The sequence below is a fragment of the Streptomyces djakartensis genome (assembly GCF_014651075.1).
GTDB classification, from domain to species: domain Bacteria; phylum Actinomycetota; class Actinomycetes; order Streptomycetales; family Streptomycetaceae; genus Streptomyces; species Streptomyces djakartensis.
Genome location: NZ_BMWE01000010.1, coordinates 17,443 through 33,485 on the forward strand (window position 1 = coordinate 17,443; position 16,043 = coordinate 33,485).

General features: G+C 71.8%; 14 protein-coding genes. 4 read left to right on the forward strand and 10 right to left on the reverse strand.

Annotated features, from left to right (window positions below; translation table 11 throughout):
- Window position 1: 1 nt before the first annotated feature.
- The 3 genes from IE212_RS18260 to IE212_RS18270 form a co-directional block, all read right to left on the reverse strand.
- Window positions 2–1,051, reverse strand: coding sequence for an alcohol dehydrogenase catalytic domain-containing protein (locus IE212_RS18260; protein ID WP_190198943.1), 1,050 nt, complete (start codon window positions 1,049–1,051; stop codon window positions 2–4).
- Complete coding sequence (locus IE212_RS18265) at window positions 1,051–2,199, reverse strand: acyl-CoA dehydrogenase family protein (protein WP_190198944.1); 1,149 nt, start codon at window positions 2,197–2,199, stop codon at window positions 1,051–1,053. The genes IE212_RS18260 and IE212_RS18265 overlap by 1 nt, the downstream gene beginning before the upstream one ends.
- A gap of 197 nt (window positions 2,200–2,396) precedes the next feature.
- The gene (locus IE212_RS18270; RefSeq protein WP_190198945.1) at window positions 2,397–3,311 is read right to left on the reverse strand and encodes an SDR family NAD(P)-dependent oxidoreductase; all 915 of its coding nucleotides are present in this window, start codon (window positions 3,309–3,311) and stop codon (window positions 2,397–2,399) included.
- A gap of 106 nt (window positions 3,312–3,417) precedes the next feature.
- Here IE212_RS18270 and IE212_RS18275 point away from each other — a divergent pair, with 106 nt between their 5' ends.
- Window positions 3,418–4,344, forward strand: coding sequence for a cyclase family protein (locus IE212_RS18275; protein ID WP_190198946.1), 927 nt, complete (start codon window positions 3,418–3,420; stop codon window positions 4,342–4,344).
- 83 nt (window positions 4,345–4,427) lie between these two features.
- On the opposite strand, the gene IE212_RS18280 is transcribed toward IE212_RS18275, so the two are convergent.
- On the reverse strand, window positions 4,428–5,513 hold the full coding sequence (locus IE212_RS18280) for a right-handed parallel beta-helix repeat-containing protein (protein WP_190198947.1): 1,086 nt from the start codon (window positions 5,511–5,513) through the stop codon (window positions 4,428–4,430).
- A gap of 650 nt (window positions 5,514–6,163) precedes the next feature.
- On the opposite strand from IE212_RS18280, the gene IE212_RS18285 reads away from it, so the two are divergent.
- Entirely contained in the window at window positions 6,164–6,910 is a 747-nt protein-coding gene (locus IE212_RS18285; RefSeq protein WP_190198948.1) for an IPT/TIG domain-containing protein, read from the forward strand.
- Between the two features lie 116 nt (window positions 6,911–7,026).
- Entirely contained in the window at window positions 7,027–8,307 is a 1,281-nt protein-coding gene (locus tag IE212_RS18290) for an IPT/TIG domain-containing protein (RefSeq protein WP_229864420.1), read from the forward strand.
- 440 nt (window positions 8,308–8,747) lie between these two features.
- Here the strand turns inward: IE212_RS18290 and IE212_RS18295 are convergent, their stop codons facing one another.
- From IE212_RS18295 to IE212_RS18310, 4 genes are all read right to left on the reverse strand, one after another.
- The gene (locus tag IE212_RS18295; RefSeq protein ID WP_190199184.1) at window positions 8,748–9,227 is read right to left on the reverse strand and encodes an ATP-binding protein; all 480 of its coding nucleotides are present in this window, start codon (window positions 9,225–9,227) and stop codon (window positions 8,748–8,750) included.
- Window positions 9,228–9,670: 443 nt separating this feature from the next.
- Window positions 9,671–10,603, reverse strand: coding sequence for an acyl-CoA dehydrogenase family protein (locus IE212_RS18300; RefSeq protein WP_190198950.1), 933 nt, complete (start codon window positions 10,601–10,603; stop codon window positions 9,671–9,673).
- A 6-nt stretch (window positions 10,604–10,609) separates the two neighbouring features.
- On the reverse strand, window positions 10,610–11,743 hold the full coding sequence (locus IE212_RS18305; RefSeq protein ID WP_190198951.1) for an acyl-CoA dehydrogenase family protein: 1,134 nt from the start codon (window positions 11,741–11,743) through the stop codon (window positions 10,610–10,612).
- A complete protein-coding gene (locus IE212_RS18310; RefSeq protein WP_190198952.1) occupies window positions 11,743–12,939 on the reverse strand; it encodes an amidohydrolase family protein in 1,197 nt (398 codons plus the stop codon). Before IE212_RS18310 ends, IE212_RS18305 begins: the two co-directional genes overlap by 1 nt.
- A gap of 89 nt (window positions 12,940–13,028) precedes the next feature.
- Between IE212_RS18310 and IE212_RS18315 the strand changes: the two genes are divergently transcribed.
- Window positions 13,029–14,531, forward strand: coding sequence for a class I adenylate-forming enzyme family protein (locus IE212_RS18315; RefSeq protein ID WP_190198953.1), 1,503 nt, complete (start codon window positions 13,029–13,031; stop codon window positions 14,529–14,531).
- Between the two features lie 131 nt (window positions 14,532–14,662).
- On the opposite strand, the gene IE212_RS18320 is transcribed toward IE212_RS18315, so the two are convergent.
- Window positions 14,663–15,175 (reverse strand): EF-hand domain-containing protein, encoded by a 513-nt coding sequence (locus IE212_RS18320; RefSeq protein ID WP_190198954.1) that lies wholly within the window; start codon window positions 15,173–15,175, stop codon window positions 14,663–14,665.
- Window positions 15,176–15,343: 168 nt separating this feature from the next.
- A complete protein-coding gene (locus IE212_RS18325) occupies window positions 15,344–15,724 on the reverse strand; it encodes an STAS domain-containing protein (RefSeq protein WP_030849533.1) in 381 nt (126 codons plus the stop codon).
- Between the last annotated feature and the right edge of the window lie 319 nt (window positions 15,725–16,043).

The window sequence follows — 16,043 nt, forward strand, 5'->3', positions numbered from 1 at the left end:
CTCAGAACGTGAGCACTCCGCGTGCCACCCGCCCCGCCTCCGCGTCCTGCGCCGCCTTCTCGAAGTCCTCGACCGGATAGGTCGTGGTGACCAGTTCGTCGAGCAGCAGGCGGCCCTGGCGGTACAGGTCGGCGTAGAGGGCGATGTCCCGCTGGGGGCGGGAGGAGCCGTAGCGGCAGCCCAGGACGGACTTGTCCAGGTACATCGACGAGACCCGGAACGACGCCTCGGCGGCGGCCGGGGGCACCCCGAGGAGGACCGCCTGGCCGTGCCGGTCCAGCGCGTCGATCGCCTGGCGGATCAGCTCCACCCGGCCGACGCATTCGAAGGCGTGGTCCGCGCCCGTGGGGAGGATGTCCCGCACACCCTCGGCCGAGGTGAGGAAGTGGGTCGCGCCGAACCGGCGTGCGGCCTCCTCCTTCGCCGGGTTGGCGTCGACGGCCACGATCCGCAGGGCGCCCGCGAGCCGGGCCCCCTGCAGCACGTTCAGCCCGATGCCACCCGTCCCGATCACCAGGACGCTGTCCCCCCGGTCCACCCGTGCCCGGTTCAGTACGGCGCCCACTCCGGTCAGCACGCCGCACCCGATGAGCGCGGCCGACGGCATGGGAATGCCGTCGGGGATCCGGACCGCCTGGACGGCCTTCACGACCGTGCGCTCCGCGAACACCGAAGTGGCGGCGAACTGGTGGACCGGCTGCCCGTCGAGACGGAACGGCCGGCCCGGGCGGCCGATCGCCCGCCGGCACATCGTCGGCCGCCCCCGGTCGCACTCCGCGCACGCGCCGCAGTTGGCGAGGGTGGACAGCGCGACAGGGTCACCGGGCGCCACATGGGTGACACCCCCACCCACCGCCTCCACGACGCCCGCCCCCTCATGGCCCAGCACCACGGGAACGGGGAAGGGTATGGTCCCGTCCACCACCGAGAGGTCGCTGTGGCACAGCCCGGCCGCCCGGATCGCGACCCGCACCTCCCCCGGCCCCGGCTCCCGCACCTGAAGATCCGTGACGACCCGGACCCGCTTCCCGTCGAAGACCACACCTCGCATCACACGGCTCCCTTGGGCTCCCTGGGCAGTCCGAGCACCCGCTCGGCGATGATCGTGCGCTGGATCTGGTCCGAGCCGCCGTAGATGGTGTCGGCCCGGGTGAAGAGGAACAGGTGCTGTGCCGCGTCGAGCCGGTACGGCGACGAGGCCGACCAGTCCGCCGGACCGGCGCTCGCCGCCGCACCGCGCACCAGCACCGCCAGCTCCCCGAGCCGCTGGTGCCAGCCGGCCCAGAGCAGCTTCGCGACACTCGGGGCGCCCGGGTCGCCCGAGCCCCCCAGCGTCCGCAGGGCGTGCCAGCGCATCGTGCGCAGTTCGGCCCACTGCCGCACCAGCCGTTCCCGTACGACGGGATCACGCGCCGCCCCCGTCTGCACGGCGGTACGCACCACGGTCTCGAGCTCCCGCGCGAACCCGATCTGCTGGGCCAGCGTGGAGACCCCTCGCTCGAAACCGAGCAGACTCATGGCGACGCGCCAGCCGTCGCCCACACCGCCGACGGCCTGTTCGGCGTGCGCGCCGTCGAAGAAGACCTCGTTGAAGTCGCTGGTCCCGGTCATCTGCCGGATGGGACGCACCTCGATCCGCCCGGGCTGGTCCATGGGGACGAGCAGGAAGGTCAGTCCGTGGTGCCGCACCGAGCCGGGTTCGGTCCTGGCCAGCACGAAGCACCAGTCCGCCTCGTGCGCGAGCGACGTCCAGATCTTCTGGCCGGTGACGCTGAAGGTACGGCCGTCCGGTCGGGGTACGGCCGCGGTGCGGACACCGGCCAGGTCGGAGCCCGCGCCGGGTTCGCTGTAACCCTGGCACCAGAGTTCCTCGCCGGCGGCGATCGGGGGGAGGAAGCGCGCCTTCTGCTCGTCGGTGCCATGGGCGATCAGCGTGGGCGCGAGCAGGTTCTCACCGATGTGGCCGGAGCGCGGCGGGGCGCCCGAGCGGGCGTACTCCTCGGCCCAGGCGACCTGTTGAGTGAGGGTGGCCGTGCGGTTGCCGTACCCGGCTTGGGGCCAGCCGAGGCCGATCCAGCCGGCTGCTCCCAGCCTGCGTTCCCAACTGCGGCGGTCCGTCGCCTCCTCGGCGTGCTCGGCGAGCCAGGCCCGGGCCTCGATACGGAAGTCCTCGTCTGCTTGCGTGAAACCGAACTCCACGGTTGGGCCGCCTTGATTCGAGTGACTGGACGATGGAGCTGAGGCCGGGGGGGTGCGCAACCCGGCGCTACGGGGTGCCGCCCGCGCCCACCCGTGCCGCCCCAAGCGGCACGACTGCCCGCGGCTGGACTGGGCGCGGGGAACTGCGCGAACAACCACACTCAACCCGCAGCCGCCCGTAAACAACTCCCCCCGAGCTACTGGGCGTTCGGCCGCCGTCCTTCCGCCGCCGCCTCCTCCATCTCCCGCAACCGCTCCAGCATCGGCATCGGATCCACCCCCACCGACCCGGGAAGGAACTCCGCGATCCTCTCCACGGTCCATCCGCCGGCGGCATACGCCGCACGCAGCTCCCTCGGCTGCGCCCACACCGCGATCTTCGCCCCGGCGACCGTGTACACCTGCCCGGTGATCCCCTGCTCCCGCGCCGCGTCGGACAACAGGTACACCACCAGCGCGGCGACATCCTCCGGTTCCCCGATCTCCGCGAGTTCCGTCGGCACACCCGCCGACATCCGGGTCCGCGCGACCGGCGCCACCGCGTTCGCGGTCACCCCGTACTTGTGCAGCCCCAGCGCGGCGCTCCGCACGAGCGAGATGATCCCGCCCTTGGCCGCGCTGTAGTTGGCCTGCGACACCGACCCCTGGTGGTTGCCGCTGGTGAAACCGATCAGCGTGCCGGCCCGCTGCCGGCGCATCACCGCCGAGGCCGCCCGGAACACCGTGAACGTGCCCTTCAGATGCGTGGCGACGACCGGGTCCCACTCCTCCTCGGTCATGTTGAACAGCATCCGCTCGCGCAGGATCCCGGCCACGCAGACGACCCCGTCGAGCCGCCCGTACGACGACAGCGCCACATCGACGACCCGCTGCCCGCCCGCCATGGTGGAGATGTCGTCGGCGACCGCCACCGCGTGCCCGCCCGCCGCCTCGATCTCCTTGACGACCGCCTCGGCCACCTCACCGGCCGGCGAGGCCCCGTCGACGGCGACGCCGTAGTCGTTGACGACGACCCTCGCTCCCTCGGCCGCCGCCGCGAGCGCGACCGCCCGGCCGATGCCCCGTCCGGCGCCGGTGACGGCGACGACCTTGCCTGCCAAGAAGTTCCCCACGCCCGGCCCCTTCCCGTCCCACGGTTTCTGACGGACCGTTAGATTGTGCGGTTGCCCAGATTTTACGGCCCGTCAGATACGGGAAGACAAGCCCCGGGGAGGACTCATGTCGCTGCCGAACGCGTTTCACGACATCGCGGGGCGCGTGAACAACTGGGGCCGCTGGGGAGCCGACGACGAACTGGGCACGCTGAACCTGATCACCGACGAGGTCGTGCGGGAGGCGGCGGCGACGGTCCGCTCCGGGCGCCGGATCCCGCTCGCACTGCCGCTGCGGCGCGACGGCGTGCAGACGGGCGTGATCCCGGGACGGATCGACCCGCTGCACGTCATGGTGCAGATCAACCAGGAGCTCTTCGGCCCGGGCACGGTCGCCTGCAGCGACGACGCTGTGACCATGGGGCTGCAGGCCGCCACCCACTGGGACGCGCTACCGCACGTGTCGCACTCGGGCCGGATCTACAACGGCCGCCCCGCGGACACCATCACCCCGCACGGCGGCGCCGGGTTCAGCGGCATGGACAAGGTCCGGCAGGTCGTCTCGCGCGGGGTGCTGCTCGACGTGGCGCGCGTCCGGGGCACCGACCGGCTCGACGGCGGGTACGCCGTGACCCCCGAGGACCTGGACGCCGCCGAGGAGCTGGCCGGTACGCGGGTGCGGGCCGGCGACATCGCGCTCGTTCGGACCGGGCAGGTCCGGCTCTGCCTGAGCGGGGACCGGCACGCGTACGCCTATCCGTCACCGGGACTGTCGATCCGGACGCCCGAGTGGTTCCACGCGCGCGATGTCGGGGCCGTCGCCAACGACACCCTGACCTTCGAGGTGTTCCCGCCCGAGGTGGACGGACTGTGGCTGCCGGTGCACGCCCTGCATCTCGTGGAGATGGGGATGCCGCAGGGCCAGAACTGGAATCTCGAAGAGTTGTCCACAGTCTGTGGAGAAGCGGGCCGTTACGCCTTCCTGCTGACCGCGACACCCGAGCCGTTCACGGGTGCCACGGGCGCCCCGGTGGCACCCGTGGCAGTCCTCTAGGCGGACACCCGCTAGTGCCGGGCGTCGCGACGGGGCGAACGTCGCCTGCCGCGGCACTAGCCCTGGAGCCCGTCGTTTTTCGGTCACTGGGCGCAGCCGGGGACCGCCCCGGGCGGGGCGCACTGGTCGGGTGTGTTGCCGGTGACGGTGGCGCCGGTCAGGACGACCGTACCGCCGTCACGGAGGACACCGCCGCCCTGCTCGCCCGCGGTGTTCCCGGTGACGGTGCCGCCGGTCAGGGTGGAGACCCCGGCGAAGTTGTACAGGCCGCCGCCGCCGAGTGCGGCCGCGTTGTCCGCCACTGCGGTGTTCGTCAGCCGCACGGTGGCGCCGAAGTTGGCGATGCCGCCGCCGTTCGAGGCCGCCGAGTTCTCCACGATCCGGGCCGTGTTGACGGTCAGGGCCCCGGCTCCGGCGAAGACGCCCGCGCCTTCGAAGGTCTCGGTGTCGTTGTCGCCGACGGTCACGCCGCCGAGCGTCGTGGTTCCGTAAGTGACCAGTCCACCGCCGGTGTAGGTGGCGGTGTTCTCCGTCACGGAACCGCCGTTCACGGTCAGCCGGCCGGTGGTGTCGACGTGGACGCCGCCGCCGTCGGAGGCGGTGTTGTCCGAGACGACGCTGTTGTCCAGGCGCGCGGTCCCGCCGGCCGCGACGGCGATCCCGCCGCCCAGCCGCGAGGCCGTGCCACCGGTGACACGGGAGTTGCTCAGCGACAGGGTCCCCCGGGTGAGGATGCCGCCGCCGGACGCTTCCGGGGTGGCCGTGGCGCTGCCGTTCGCCAGGGTGACCCCGCTGAGCGTGAGGGATCCCCCGGCGGCGACCTCGACGATGCGGAACGGCGTGCCGGTGGCGCGGGTGATGCTGGAGGAGGTGCCGCTGATGACCAGGCTCGCGGTGATCACGGGAAGCCCGTTGGGGCCGTTCGGGCCGGGGGTCTGGGCGGGGCCGGAGAGCGGGTAGTCACAGCCCGGTGTGAGGGAGATGGACCCGGCACCACGGCTGTTGGCCTGGTTGATCTCCTGGATCAGCGCGGTCACGTTCCCGCACGGCACCGGCGCCGCCCGGCGTGAGCCGAGGCTTCCGGCCGCGGCTTGTGGCACCGTACCCGCCACCGACGTACCCAGCAGCGCGGCCAGCGCCAGGCAGCGCACGTTCTTCACGGTCAGCACGGGGTCTCCCTTCGTTGGTGCGCCGGACCGACTCACGGCAGTCCCACTTGACCGTGACCGTCGATCGGCCGCACTCAGGGCAAGCCGGATGAGTGAGATCCGTGCCGGGCAAGCCGCATATTCCACTGGGCCATTCGCGTGACAGGGCATGCAGCGCCTTGCCGGTCCCGTGGCGAAGGTGGATTACTGAAAGAGATCCAACCGGTGGGCTGCCCATCCTCACCGGGGGATGCGGCAGTCACACCACCTGCGGCTTCTCCGGAGAAGCCGGGAGTGAATGTTGGCAGACCGCGATGGGCACCCCTGGTGGGGACTTGGATCCAGTCGGCCGGTGTCGCCTACGGCACCGGCCGACGCCATGCCTGAGCCCTGCGCGCACCCACCGCCCATTACTCCGTCCGAGTGACGTGCATTGACGTCCCCTTGTCACTCGGTTGGCCCTGTGGGTCACTGAGAGTACGAACCGGCGGGCTGCCCATCCTCGAGCCGGGGGACGTCGAGGCAGCTCATGCCGGTTTTCTCCTTGCCCAGGGGACGTACCGGACCTGTCTCTTCGCCCGTCCAGGGCCCGGCAGCGATGACAGCGCCTGATCACCGGATGCCCCTTGCCGGTTCCTCGCACGTCTCCATCAACCAGTGAGGAGTGCCTCATGCCCATTTCTCCCAACCAGGGATCCACCGGCGGCGGGACGCTGGTGACGATCACGGGCACGAACCTGTCGAACACCACCGCGGTGAAGTTCGGCAGCAAGCCGGCCACCAACGTCACCAACGTCTCGCCGACCCAGGTCACCGCCGTCTCGCCCTCGGGCACCGGCACGGTCGGGGTGACCGTGACCACGCCCGGCGGGACCAGCAACCCGATTCCGTTCTTCTACGTCGGCGCCCCCTTCAAGTCGTCCCTGGGCACGTCGTCCGGGCCGCTGGCCGGGGGCAACACCATCAGCATCAGCGGCACGGGGCTGTCGACGGCCACCAGTGTCTCCTTCGGCGGGATCACCGCGACGCCGACCGTGAACTCCGACAGCTCGCTCAGTGTCGCGGTTCCCGCCGGCGCGGCGGCCGGGCCGGTCGCGGTCAGCGTCACCACCGCGGGCGGCACCAACAACGGTCTGACATACACCTACGTCGACGTCCCTACGGTCACGGCCCTCACCCCGACCTCGGGTCCGACCTCGGGCGGAACCGCGGTCACGATCACCGGCACCAACCTCGACAGCACCGACTCGGTCACCTTCGACGGTGCCGCGGCACCGTTCTCGGTCATCAACACCACGACCCTCTCGGCGGTGACCCCGCCCGGCACGGCGGGCACGGCCGACGTGGTGGTGACCAACCCCGCGGGATCGGACACCGCCACCGGCGCCTTCACCTACGTCGCCGGGCCCGGCATCTGATCCACCTGGCGGCCTCCGCGCGGCGGAGGCGATGACGCCCGTCCGGGCGGCGGCCCCCCTCCGCCCGGACGGGTCCCGTTCGTTTGCAGGCGTGTCCCATGCGAAGGAGTACAGCTTTGGCCGCTCCGGTGGTTTCCTCCGTCAGCCCCAACCAGGGGCCGGCCTCCGGCGGTACGACCGTCGTGGTGACCGGATCCGACTTCACCGGCGCCCTGGCCGTCCGGTTCGGCGCGAAGAGCGCGACCTCGTTCACCGTCAACAGCAGTACCCAGATCACCGCTGTCACGCCGTCCGGCACGGGTGCGGTCAACGTCAGCGTCACCACCAGTCAGGGCACCAGCAGTCAGCAGGTGACGTTCACCTATGTCACCGCTGCCGTTCCCACCCTCACCGGACTGTCCCCGAGCCAGGGCCCCACCTCCGGCGGCACCACCGTCACCCTCACCGGCACCAACCTCACCGGCGCGACAGCCGTCTCCTTCGGCGGCACACCGGCAGCCTCGTTCACCGTCAACTCCGCCACCCAGATCACCGCCACCACCCCACCGAACACCCCCGGCACCGCACCGGTCACCGTCACCACCCCCGGCGGCACCAGCAACGCCCTCACCTTCACCTACCTCGCCGCACCCACCCTCACCGGACTGTCCCCCAGCCAGGGCCCCACCTCCGGCGGCACCAGCGTCACCCTCACCGGCACCAACCTCACCGGCGCGACAGCCGTCTCCTTCGGCGGCACACCGGCAGCCTCGTTCACCGTCAACTCCGCCACCCAGATCACCGCCACCACCCCACCGAACACCCCCGGCGCCGCACCGGTCACCGTCACCACCCCCGGCGGCACCAGCAACCCCAACGTCCCGCAGGCGTACTTCTTCTATGTGGCCCGGCCCGCGCTTACCTCCGTTGTTCCCCCCTCCGGTGCCACCGCCGGCGGCACACCGGTGACGCTGAGCGGAACCAACCTGCTCAATGCGACTGCGGTGCGGTTCGACGGGGTGGCGGCGCTCTCGTTCACCGTCGATTCCGCCACCCAGATCACGGCGGTCACGCCGCCCCGTGCGGCCGGCACCGCGTCGGTGACCGTGACCACCCCCGGCGGCACCAGTGACCCCATCGGATATGTCTACCTCGCGTCCCCGACGCTGAGCACGCTCGTGCCCGATCGCGGACCGGCGAACGCCGTCACCGTCGTCACGCTGACCGGTACCGGCCTCGCCACCGCCACCGACGTCCAGTTCGGTACGGCCTCCGCCTCGTTCACCGTGGTCTCACCGACCCAGATCACCGCCGTGGCCCCCACCGGGCCGGCGGGACCGGTCTCGGTCCGGGTCACCACTCCCGCCGGCACGAGCAGCCCCGTCACCTACACCCGGATCGCGGCCCCCGTCATCTGACCGGCGGCGGCGTCCGCTCCGTCCCGGGCCGGATCCCTCCGGCCCGGGACGGTTCTCGCGCCCTTCACCAACCCCCCTGCGGAAGGACGTCCGACGACGCGGCACTGCGCACCCCGAGCCCGGCAGTCCGCGCCGCCACCCCGATCCGGCGTTCCGCCCAGAGTTCCCCGGCCCTGAGCCGACCGACACGGATCACGACCCACACTCGCCGAGGACTCCCGTCGCCGAAGCCCTCGTCGTCCCCTCACGGCGAATCGCTCCCACCAGCGTGATCAAACCATCACGACGCGTCAACACCCGTTCGAGGGTTCGCCACTTATGACCCTTTTGATCCAGGCGCGCACGGAAGCACGCCCCGGCGCACCGCATCGCGGCAGGACAGGGCCGCTCAGTCGCCGTGCACCCGTACACCTCAGTCACCACGCCTGACGCCGGTTGCCTTACACCGCCTCGTAGGTGATCCCCTCGCGAGCCGCCGCGGCCCCGCCGTACGGCACCACGCCACTCCCGCAGGCGGCGGCACCGCGTGATCCGGCGCCGCAGTCCAGCTCGCACCAGATGCGCTTGCCGGCACCCTCGGTGGTCCATCCCCAGCGGTCGGCGAGACCGTCGACGAGAGCCAGGCCGCGCCCGCCGGTCGCGTCGTCGTCCGCCCACCGGGGCACGGGGGCGCGGACGCTGCGGTCGGCGACCTCGAGGCGGACGATGGCCTCACCGGCCGCCGCACCCGGCAGCGAAAGCCGCAGCACGGCCGGGCACCCGGTGTGCACCACGGCATTGGTGACGAGCTCGGAGACGAGCAGGATCAGCGTCTCGGCGAGCGGCTCGTCGGCCTGTATGCCCGACCCGGCCAGGCGCGAGCGGGCCCACCGCCGGGCCCGCCCCACTTCTGCGGGGTCGGGCCGGATCTCCAGCTGCACTTGAAGCACCTGCACCGCTCACACCATCCGAACCGGCGGACACTTAGGCTCGCGCCTCACGAAGGCCACGATCGTAGCCATTTTCTGCATGGCCAGAACAACGGCCGGGGCAGAGATCACGGAACGTGAATCCCTTGTGGGACAGCATGGTTGACGTACAGTCACCCCAACAAGCGCTTCGGGCATATTCCAGCGCGAAGGAGTACCCGTGCGGCATACTGTGCGACGCTCGCCGTGGGCAGTCGAACAGGCGGCGCCACCGGGCCGCGCTGCACTCAGAGCCACTCGCATCTCACACAAGGTACCGGAGCGGGCGGCCGACTCCGGGCTGTGACGAGTCACACGGAGGACACGACCCGGTATCAACTCTCCGTAGTTCCGGCATGCCACGATCCGCGACATGATCGCGGGCTCGCCCTGCTACGCCGCAGCCAGCGGGCCCGTCAGGGCGCTCCCGGCCACAGGTCCGCCGCGAGCACCTCCTCACTCTCCGTGACTTCCCCGGCGCGTTGCGTTCGAACCCATGCGCGTTTCAGATGCAGATGGACCTCGGACTCCCAGGTGAAGCCCATACCGCCGTGCACCTGGAGACAGTCGCGGGCGCCGCGCACGGCGGCCTCGTCGGCGAGCAGCCGGGCCGCGGCGACGTCGACCGGGTCAGCGGTGACCGCGGCCCCGTACACCGCGGCACGGGCCGTCTCCGTCCGGACCAGCATCCCGGCGCACAGGTGAGCGACGGCCTGGAAGGCCCCGATGGGGCGGCCGAACTGCTCGCGGGCCCGGGCGTGTTGCGCCGCCAGTTCGCAGACCCGGCCGGCCGTGCCGAGCTGCTCGGCGGCGGTGAGGAGGGTGGCGACCGGGTCCGGGGCGGATGCCGCGCCGGGCACCCGGTGCAGGGGGGTCAGCGGGTCGAGGGAGCGCAGCGGTACGGCTCCGGTGGCGTCGCCGCGCACGACGTCGGCTTCGGCAAGCCACTCCACCAGCCCGCCGTGCACGGCCGTCACGACGGCCTCCCCGGTGGCGGCTCCCGGCACGACGCCGGCCGCGAGGTGGGTGGCGACCAGCGGCCCGGGCAGCAGCGCCCGCCCCGCCTCCTCGAACACCAAGACCGCCTCCGGCAGCCCGAGTCCGACCCCGCCGTCCGACTGAGGCAGCCGCAGCGCGAAGAACCCGGCATCCCCGAGTGCCCGCCACAGCGCCCGGTCCGGACCGGCGGGCCGGACGGTACGGCCCACCCCGCCACCGCCCACCCCGCCACCGCCCGGACCGCCATCGCCCGCGGCCGCCCGCAGCGCCTCGCCGTCGAAGTGCCGCGCCAGCACCTGCCGTACACCGGCCCGCAGGGCCCGCTGGTCGTCCGTCAGCCGGAACCGCACCGACCGTCACCGTCCCTTCGGCAGGCCGAGGATCCGCTCGGCGATGATGCCGTGCTGGATCTGCGACGTGCCGGCCGCGATCGTGTACGACAGCGAGGCCAGCCGGTCGAGCGCCCACGGCCGGTCCAGGTCGAGGCAGTCGGCGCCCAGGACCTCGGCCGCGGCGTCGTACAGCTCCTGGCGGGCGTGCGAGTACCGGAGCTTGAAGACCGAGCCCCCGGCACCGGGCACGCCGCCCGACGCCTCCGCCGCGCTCACGTTCCACTGCGTCAGCCGCCACAGCGCCCGGAACTCGGCGTTGAGCCTGCCCAGCCGGCGCCGCAGCGCCGGGTCGTCCCAGCGGCCGTTCCCGCGCGCCTCGACGGCCAGTTCGCCGAGGACGCGACGGCAGGCGACGACCTCGCCGGCGAAGGCCGTGCCGCGCTCGAAGGACAGTGTCACCATCGTGACGCGCCAGCCGTCGTTCTCGTCCCCGACCCGGTTACCCACCGGTACGCGCACCTCGTCGAGGAAGACCTCCGCGAACTCGGCCGTCCCGGTGAGCGTGCGCAGGGGCCGCACCGTGACGCCGGGCGCGTCCATGGGCAGGGCGAGCCAGGTGATGCCCCGGCGTTTTTGGGCGTCCGGGTCGGTGCGGACCAACAGCTCGCACCAGTCGGCGACTTCCGCGTGCGACGTCCAGATCTTGGAGCCGGTCACCACGTACTCGTCACCGTCGCGCCGCGCGCGGGTGCGCAGGGCGGCGAGGTCGGAGCCGGCCTCCGGTTCGCTGAAGCCCTGGCACCACACCTCCTCGCCGCGCAGGATGGGCGGCAGCCAGCGGGACCGCTGTGCGTCCGTGCCCTCGGCGGCGACGGTCGGCCCGGCGTGCAGCAGGCCCACGAAGTTGGCCCCCACGTAGGGCGCTCCGGCCTTCTCGGTCTCCTCCAGGAAGATCAGCCGGACACTCGGCGTGGCGTCCCAGTGGACTGCGGCGTATCCGGCGTCGTACAGCCTGCGTTGCCAGCCGAGGTCGTACGCCCGCCGCCCGGGCCAGTCGTGGGGGGACGGTGCGGGCGGGAGAGCGGGGAGCGTCTTCGCGAGCCACTCCCGCAGCCGGGCCCGGAACTGCTCCTCCTCGGGCGTGTACGACAGGTCCATCAGCGGTCGAGGTCCAGGTCGAGCATCCGGATGGCGTTGCCCCGCATGAGCTTGTGGACCGTCTCGTCGTCGAGGCCCCGGACGTGGTCGAGGGCGACCTGCTTGGTGTGCGGGAAGGTCGAGTCGACGTGCGGGTAGTCGGTCTCGAAGGTGGCGTTGTCGCGGCCGACGGCGTCGATCGACGCGACCCCGTGCTTGTCGCGGAAGAAGCAGCAGAAGATCTGCCGGTAGTAGTACGTGGAGGGCGGCTCGGGGATGGTGTCCCGCACGCCGCCCCAGGCGCGGTGTTCCTCCCACACGTCGTCGGCGCGTTCCAGGGCGTACGGCACCCAGCCCATCTGGCCCTCGGAGTAGGCGAGTTTGAGGCGCGGGAACCTCACCAGGACCCCGCTGAAGAGGAAGTCCATCATCGAGGCCATCGCGTTGTTGAAGCTGAGCGAGGCCTGGACCGCGGGCGGGGCGTCCGGGGAGGCGGCCGGCATCTGGGACGAGGACCCGATGTGCATGTTGACGACCGTCCCGGTCTCCTGGCAGACCGCGAAGAAGGGGTCCCAGTAGCCGGAGTGGATGGACGGCAGCCCGAGGTGGGTGGGGATCTCGGAGAAGGTGACGGCCTTCACCCCGCGCGCGGCGTTGCGCCGGATCTCGGCGACCGCCAGTTCGACGTCCCACAGCGGGATCAGGCACAGCGGGATGAGCCGCCCTCCGCTGTCCCCGCACCACTCCTCGACCATCCAGTCGTTGTAGGCGCGCACGCAGGCCAGGGCGACCTCCTTGTCGTGCGCCTCGGCGAAGGTCTGGCCGCAGAAGCGGGGGAAGCTGGGGAAGCAGAGGCTCGCCTCGACGTGGTTCAGGTCCATGTCCTTGAGGCGCTCTTTGGGGTCCCAGCAGCCGGGTCGCATCTCCTCGCGGGTGATGCCCTCGAGGGTCATCTCGTCCCGGTCGAAGCCGACGGCGGCGATGTTGCGCTTGTACGGGAACTTCAGGTCCTCGTAGATCCACCAGTCGGTGGGCGGGCCGTCCGGGTCCATGGTGATCCGGTACTTGCCGCCGATGTAGGCGAGTTCCCCGATTCCGGCGGTCAGCGGCCGGGGCCCGCGGTCGCGGTACCTGGCCGGCAGCCAGGTGTCGAAGAGGTGGGCCGGCTCGATCACGTGGTCGTCGACGCTGATGATGCGGGGCAGTTCGGTCGCCATGGGTCCCCTCCGCCGGACGGTACTTATCTGATGCCCTGTCAGTTAGCATCCCATCTGACGACCCGTCAGCCAAGGAGCAGGGGGCGACCGTGAACGAGACCCCGCACACCCTGAGTTCGTCCCGCACCCTGTGGGAGCTGGTCGTCCGCCGGGCCGCCCTCAGCCCCGACCGCCCGCTCCTCCTCCAGGACGGCCGCACGCTGACCTTCGACGGACTGCGGGCACGGGGCGAGCGGGTCGCGGCCGGTCTGTACGGCATGGGCGTACGCCCCGGGACGGTGGTCGCCTGGCAGCTGCCCACCCGTGTCGAGACGGTTCTCCTCTCCTTCGCGCTGGCCCGCCTCGGCGCCGTGCAAAGCCCGGTCATCCCCTTCTACCGGGACCGCGAGGTCGGCTTCGCGCTGCGGGAGTCCAAGGCGGAGTTCTTCGCGGTGCCCGGCACCTGGCGCGGCTTCGACCACGCGGAGATGGCCCGGCGGCTCGGCGCGAGGGGCGTGTTCGAGGCGTACGACGACCTGCCCGACGGCGATCCGTCGGTGCTGCCGCCCCCGCCCCGCGACGGCACCGCCGTCCGCTGGATCTACTGGACGTCCGGCACGACCTCCGACCCCAAGGGCGTGCTGCACACGGACCGTTCCCTGCTGGCGGGCGGCTCCTGCCTGGCGCACGCGCTGCGGCCCTCGGCGGACGACGTGGGGTCGATCGCCTTCCCGTACGCCCACATCGGCGGCCCCGACTACACGGTGATGCTGCTGCTGTACGGCTTCCCGGCGGTGCTGTTCGAGCAGTTCGCGCTACCGGACGCGCTGGAGGACTACCGCGCGCACGGCGTGACGATGGCGGGCGGGTCGACGGCGTTCTACTCGATGTTGCTGGCGGAGCAGCGGGGGCAGCCCGGGACTCCGATCGTCCCGTCCCTGCGGCTGCTGGCGGGCGGCGGGGCGCCCAAGCCGCCGGAGCTGTACCACGCGGTGGTGCGCGAGATGGGTGTGCGGCTCACCCACGGCTACGGCATGACCGAGGTGCCGATGATCACCATGGGGGCGCCGGACGACGACCCCGAGCTGCTGGCGACGACGGAGGGGCGGCCGCCGGAGGGGATGGAGATACGGATCGTCGACGGGGAGGTGCGGCTGCGCGGGGAGGCCGTGTGCCGCGGCTACCTGGATCCCGGCCAGACGGCGGAGGCCTTCGACGAGGAGGGGTTCCTGCGCACCGGCGACCTCGGGCACCTGACGGAGACCGGGCACCTGGTCCTCACCGGCCGGCTGAAGGACGTGATCATCCGCAAGGGGGAGAACATCTCGGCCCGGGAGATCGAGGACCTGCTGCACCGGCATCCGGCGGTCGGGGACGTGGCGGTGATCGGGCTGCCGGACGCCGGGCGCGGGGAGTTGGTGTGCGCGGTGGTGGAACAGCCGCCGGGAGCCGAGCCCTTGACGCTCCCGGCCGTCACCGCGTACCTGCGCGCCGAGGGGCTGTCCGTGCACAAGCTGCCGGAGCGGCTGGAAGTGGTGGACGCCCTTCCGCGGGGCGAGACCCTGCGGAAGGTGCTGAAGTACAAGCTGCGTGAGCGCTACTCGGGTACGTGACCCGCTGCGGGCCGGCCTCCCAGCGGCGCGGGGAACCGCGCGAACAACCACCGACAGCCCGCAGCCGCCCGCCCGAGAAGAACCCGAACCCCTACGGCGAAGGGGCGCCGGCATCCCGCGGAGGCGTGGCCCTACTCGGGCACGGTGAAGTAGCGGGCGAAGGCGGGGACGACCTCGCTCTCGCCGACCTTGCCGTCGCCGTCCGCGTCGAGCGTGGCGGCGGCCGCGCGGGCGACGTCCTCGGGGGCGCCGAGGCACTTCAGGACGCGGGCGGCCTCCTCGGCCGTCGCGGCGCCGTCGCCGTCGGTGTCGGCGACGTCCAGGGCCGCGTGCAGGAAGGGGCGGGCGATCTCGGCGAACCGGTCGGGGTTGTCACGCAGGCGCTTGACCGCGCCGCCCACGAACTCCTCGCGCGTGATGCGCTGGTCGCCGTCGCGGTCCGCGATCCCCGCCATGCCCTGCCAGAACGCCTCCGCGCCGCCGTACAGCGCCTGTCCCTTGTCGGACCGGGCCGTGACGGCGAACTCCGTGAGGAGCGCCTTGGCCGCCCCCATGAAGTCCTCACGGTCGATGTAGCCGTTGCCGTCCTGGTCGAAAATGGCGAACCGGGCGGCGATCTTGCGCTCGTACTCGCTGCTGACCATGTCTCTTTCAGGCCGCCTTACGTCGGGTGTGGTGCGTCTCGCTCGGAGCGTACGACGGAGGGGGCCGCTCGGGCGCGGGAAAACGTCACTTGTGCCAAGACCGGGGGAATTCCAGGACAACAGCGTGTCAGAACGGCGACACTCCGCCTACCGTGCGTCATCGGCGCGTCACGCGGACAGGGGTTCGCCCTCGTCACCCAGGGCGGCGTCCACATCGCCGTAGACGTCGAAGAGCCTGCGTACGCCCAGTGCGCCGAGGACGCGGTTCACATGCGACCCGTCGGCCGCGCCCCGGGCGGGCAGCACCAGCCGCAGCCGGCCCTGGCAGGAGCGGATCAGGCGACGGGCGGCGATGAGCACGCCGACGCCGCTGGAGTCGCAGAAGAACACCTCGGACAGGTCCAGGACAAGGCAGTGGTGCCCCTCGGCCACTACGTCGTGCACGCGCTGACGCAGCACCGGCGACGTCACCAGATCCAGCTCGCCCGACACTTGGAGCACGGCCCATTCGCCCTGCTCGCCGCCGGTCACTTTGAAGGTCACCACCACGCCCTTCGCTCGCCAAAACGGAAGCAATGCCTACGCTTCCTTGCAGCGCGGCTGCCCAGCGGGCCGTTCCCCGAAACGCTACGCAGAAAACGGCTGCCCCTCAGAAGCGGCTTGTTTTGGTCGACTTCGATCCGATTCGATCCTAACCAGACACGTCTGATCGGGGAGCGGGTGGGTAGGCGGCCCCCTACCACCTGCGGCCGACCAGGGGGCGCACATTGCCACAAAGGGGCGTGCGCTCTCGGACGTGCCGACTACATTTCGGGGAGACGTCGGCCACAGGCTGGACAGCGCACCGGCGCGGAACACGAGCAGGGGG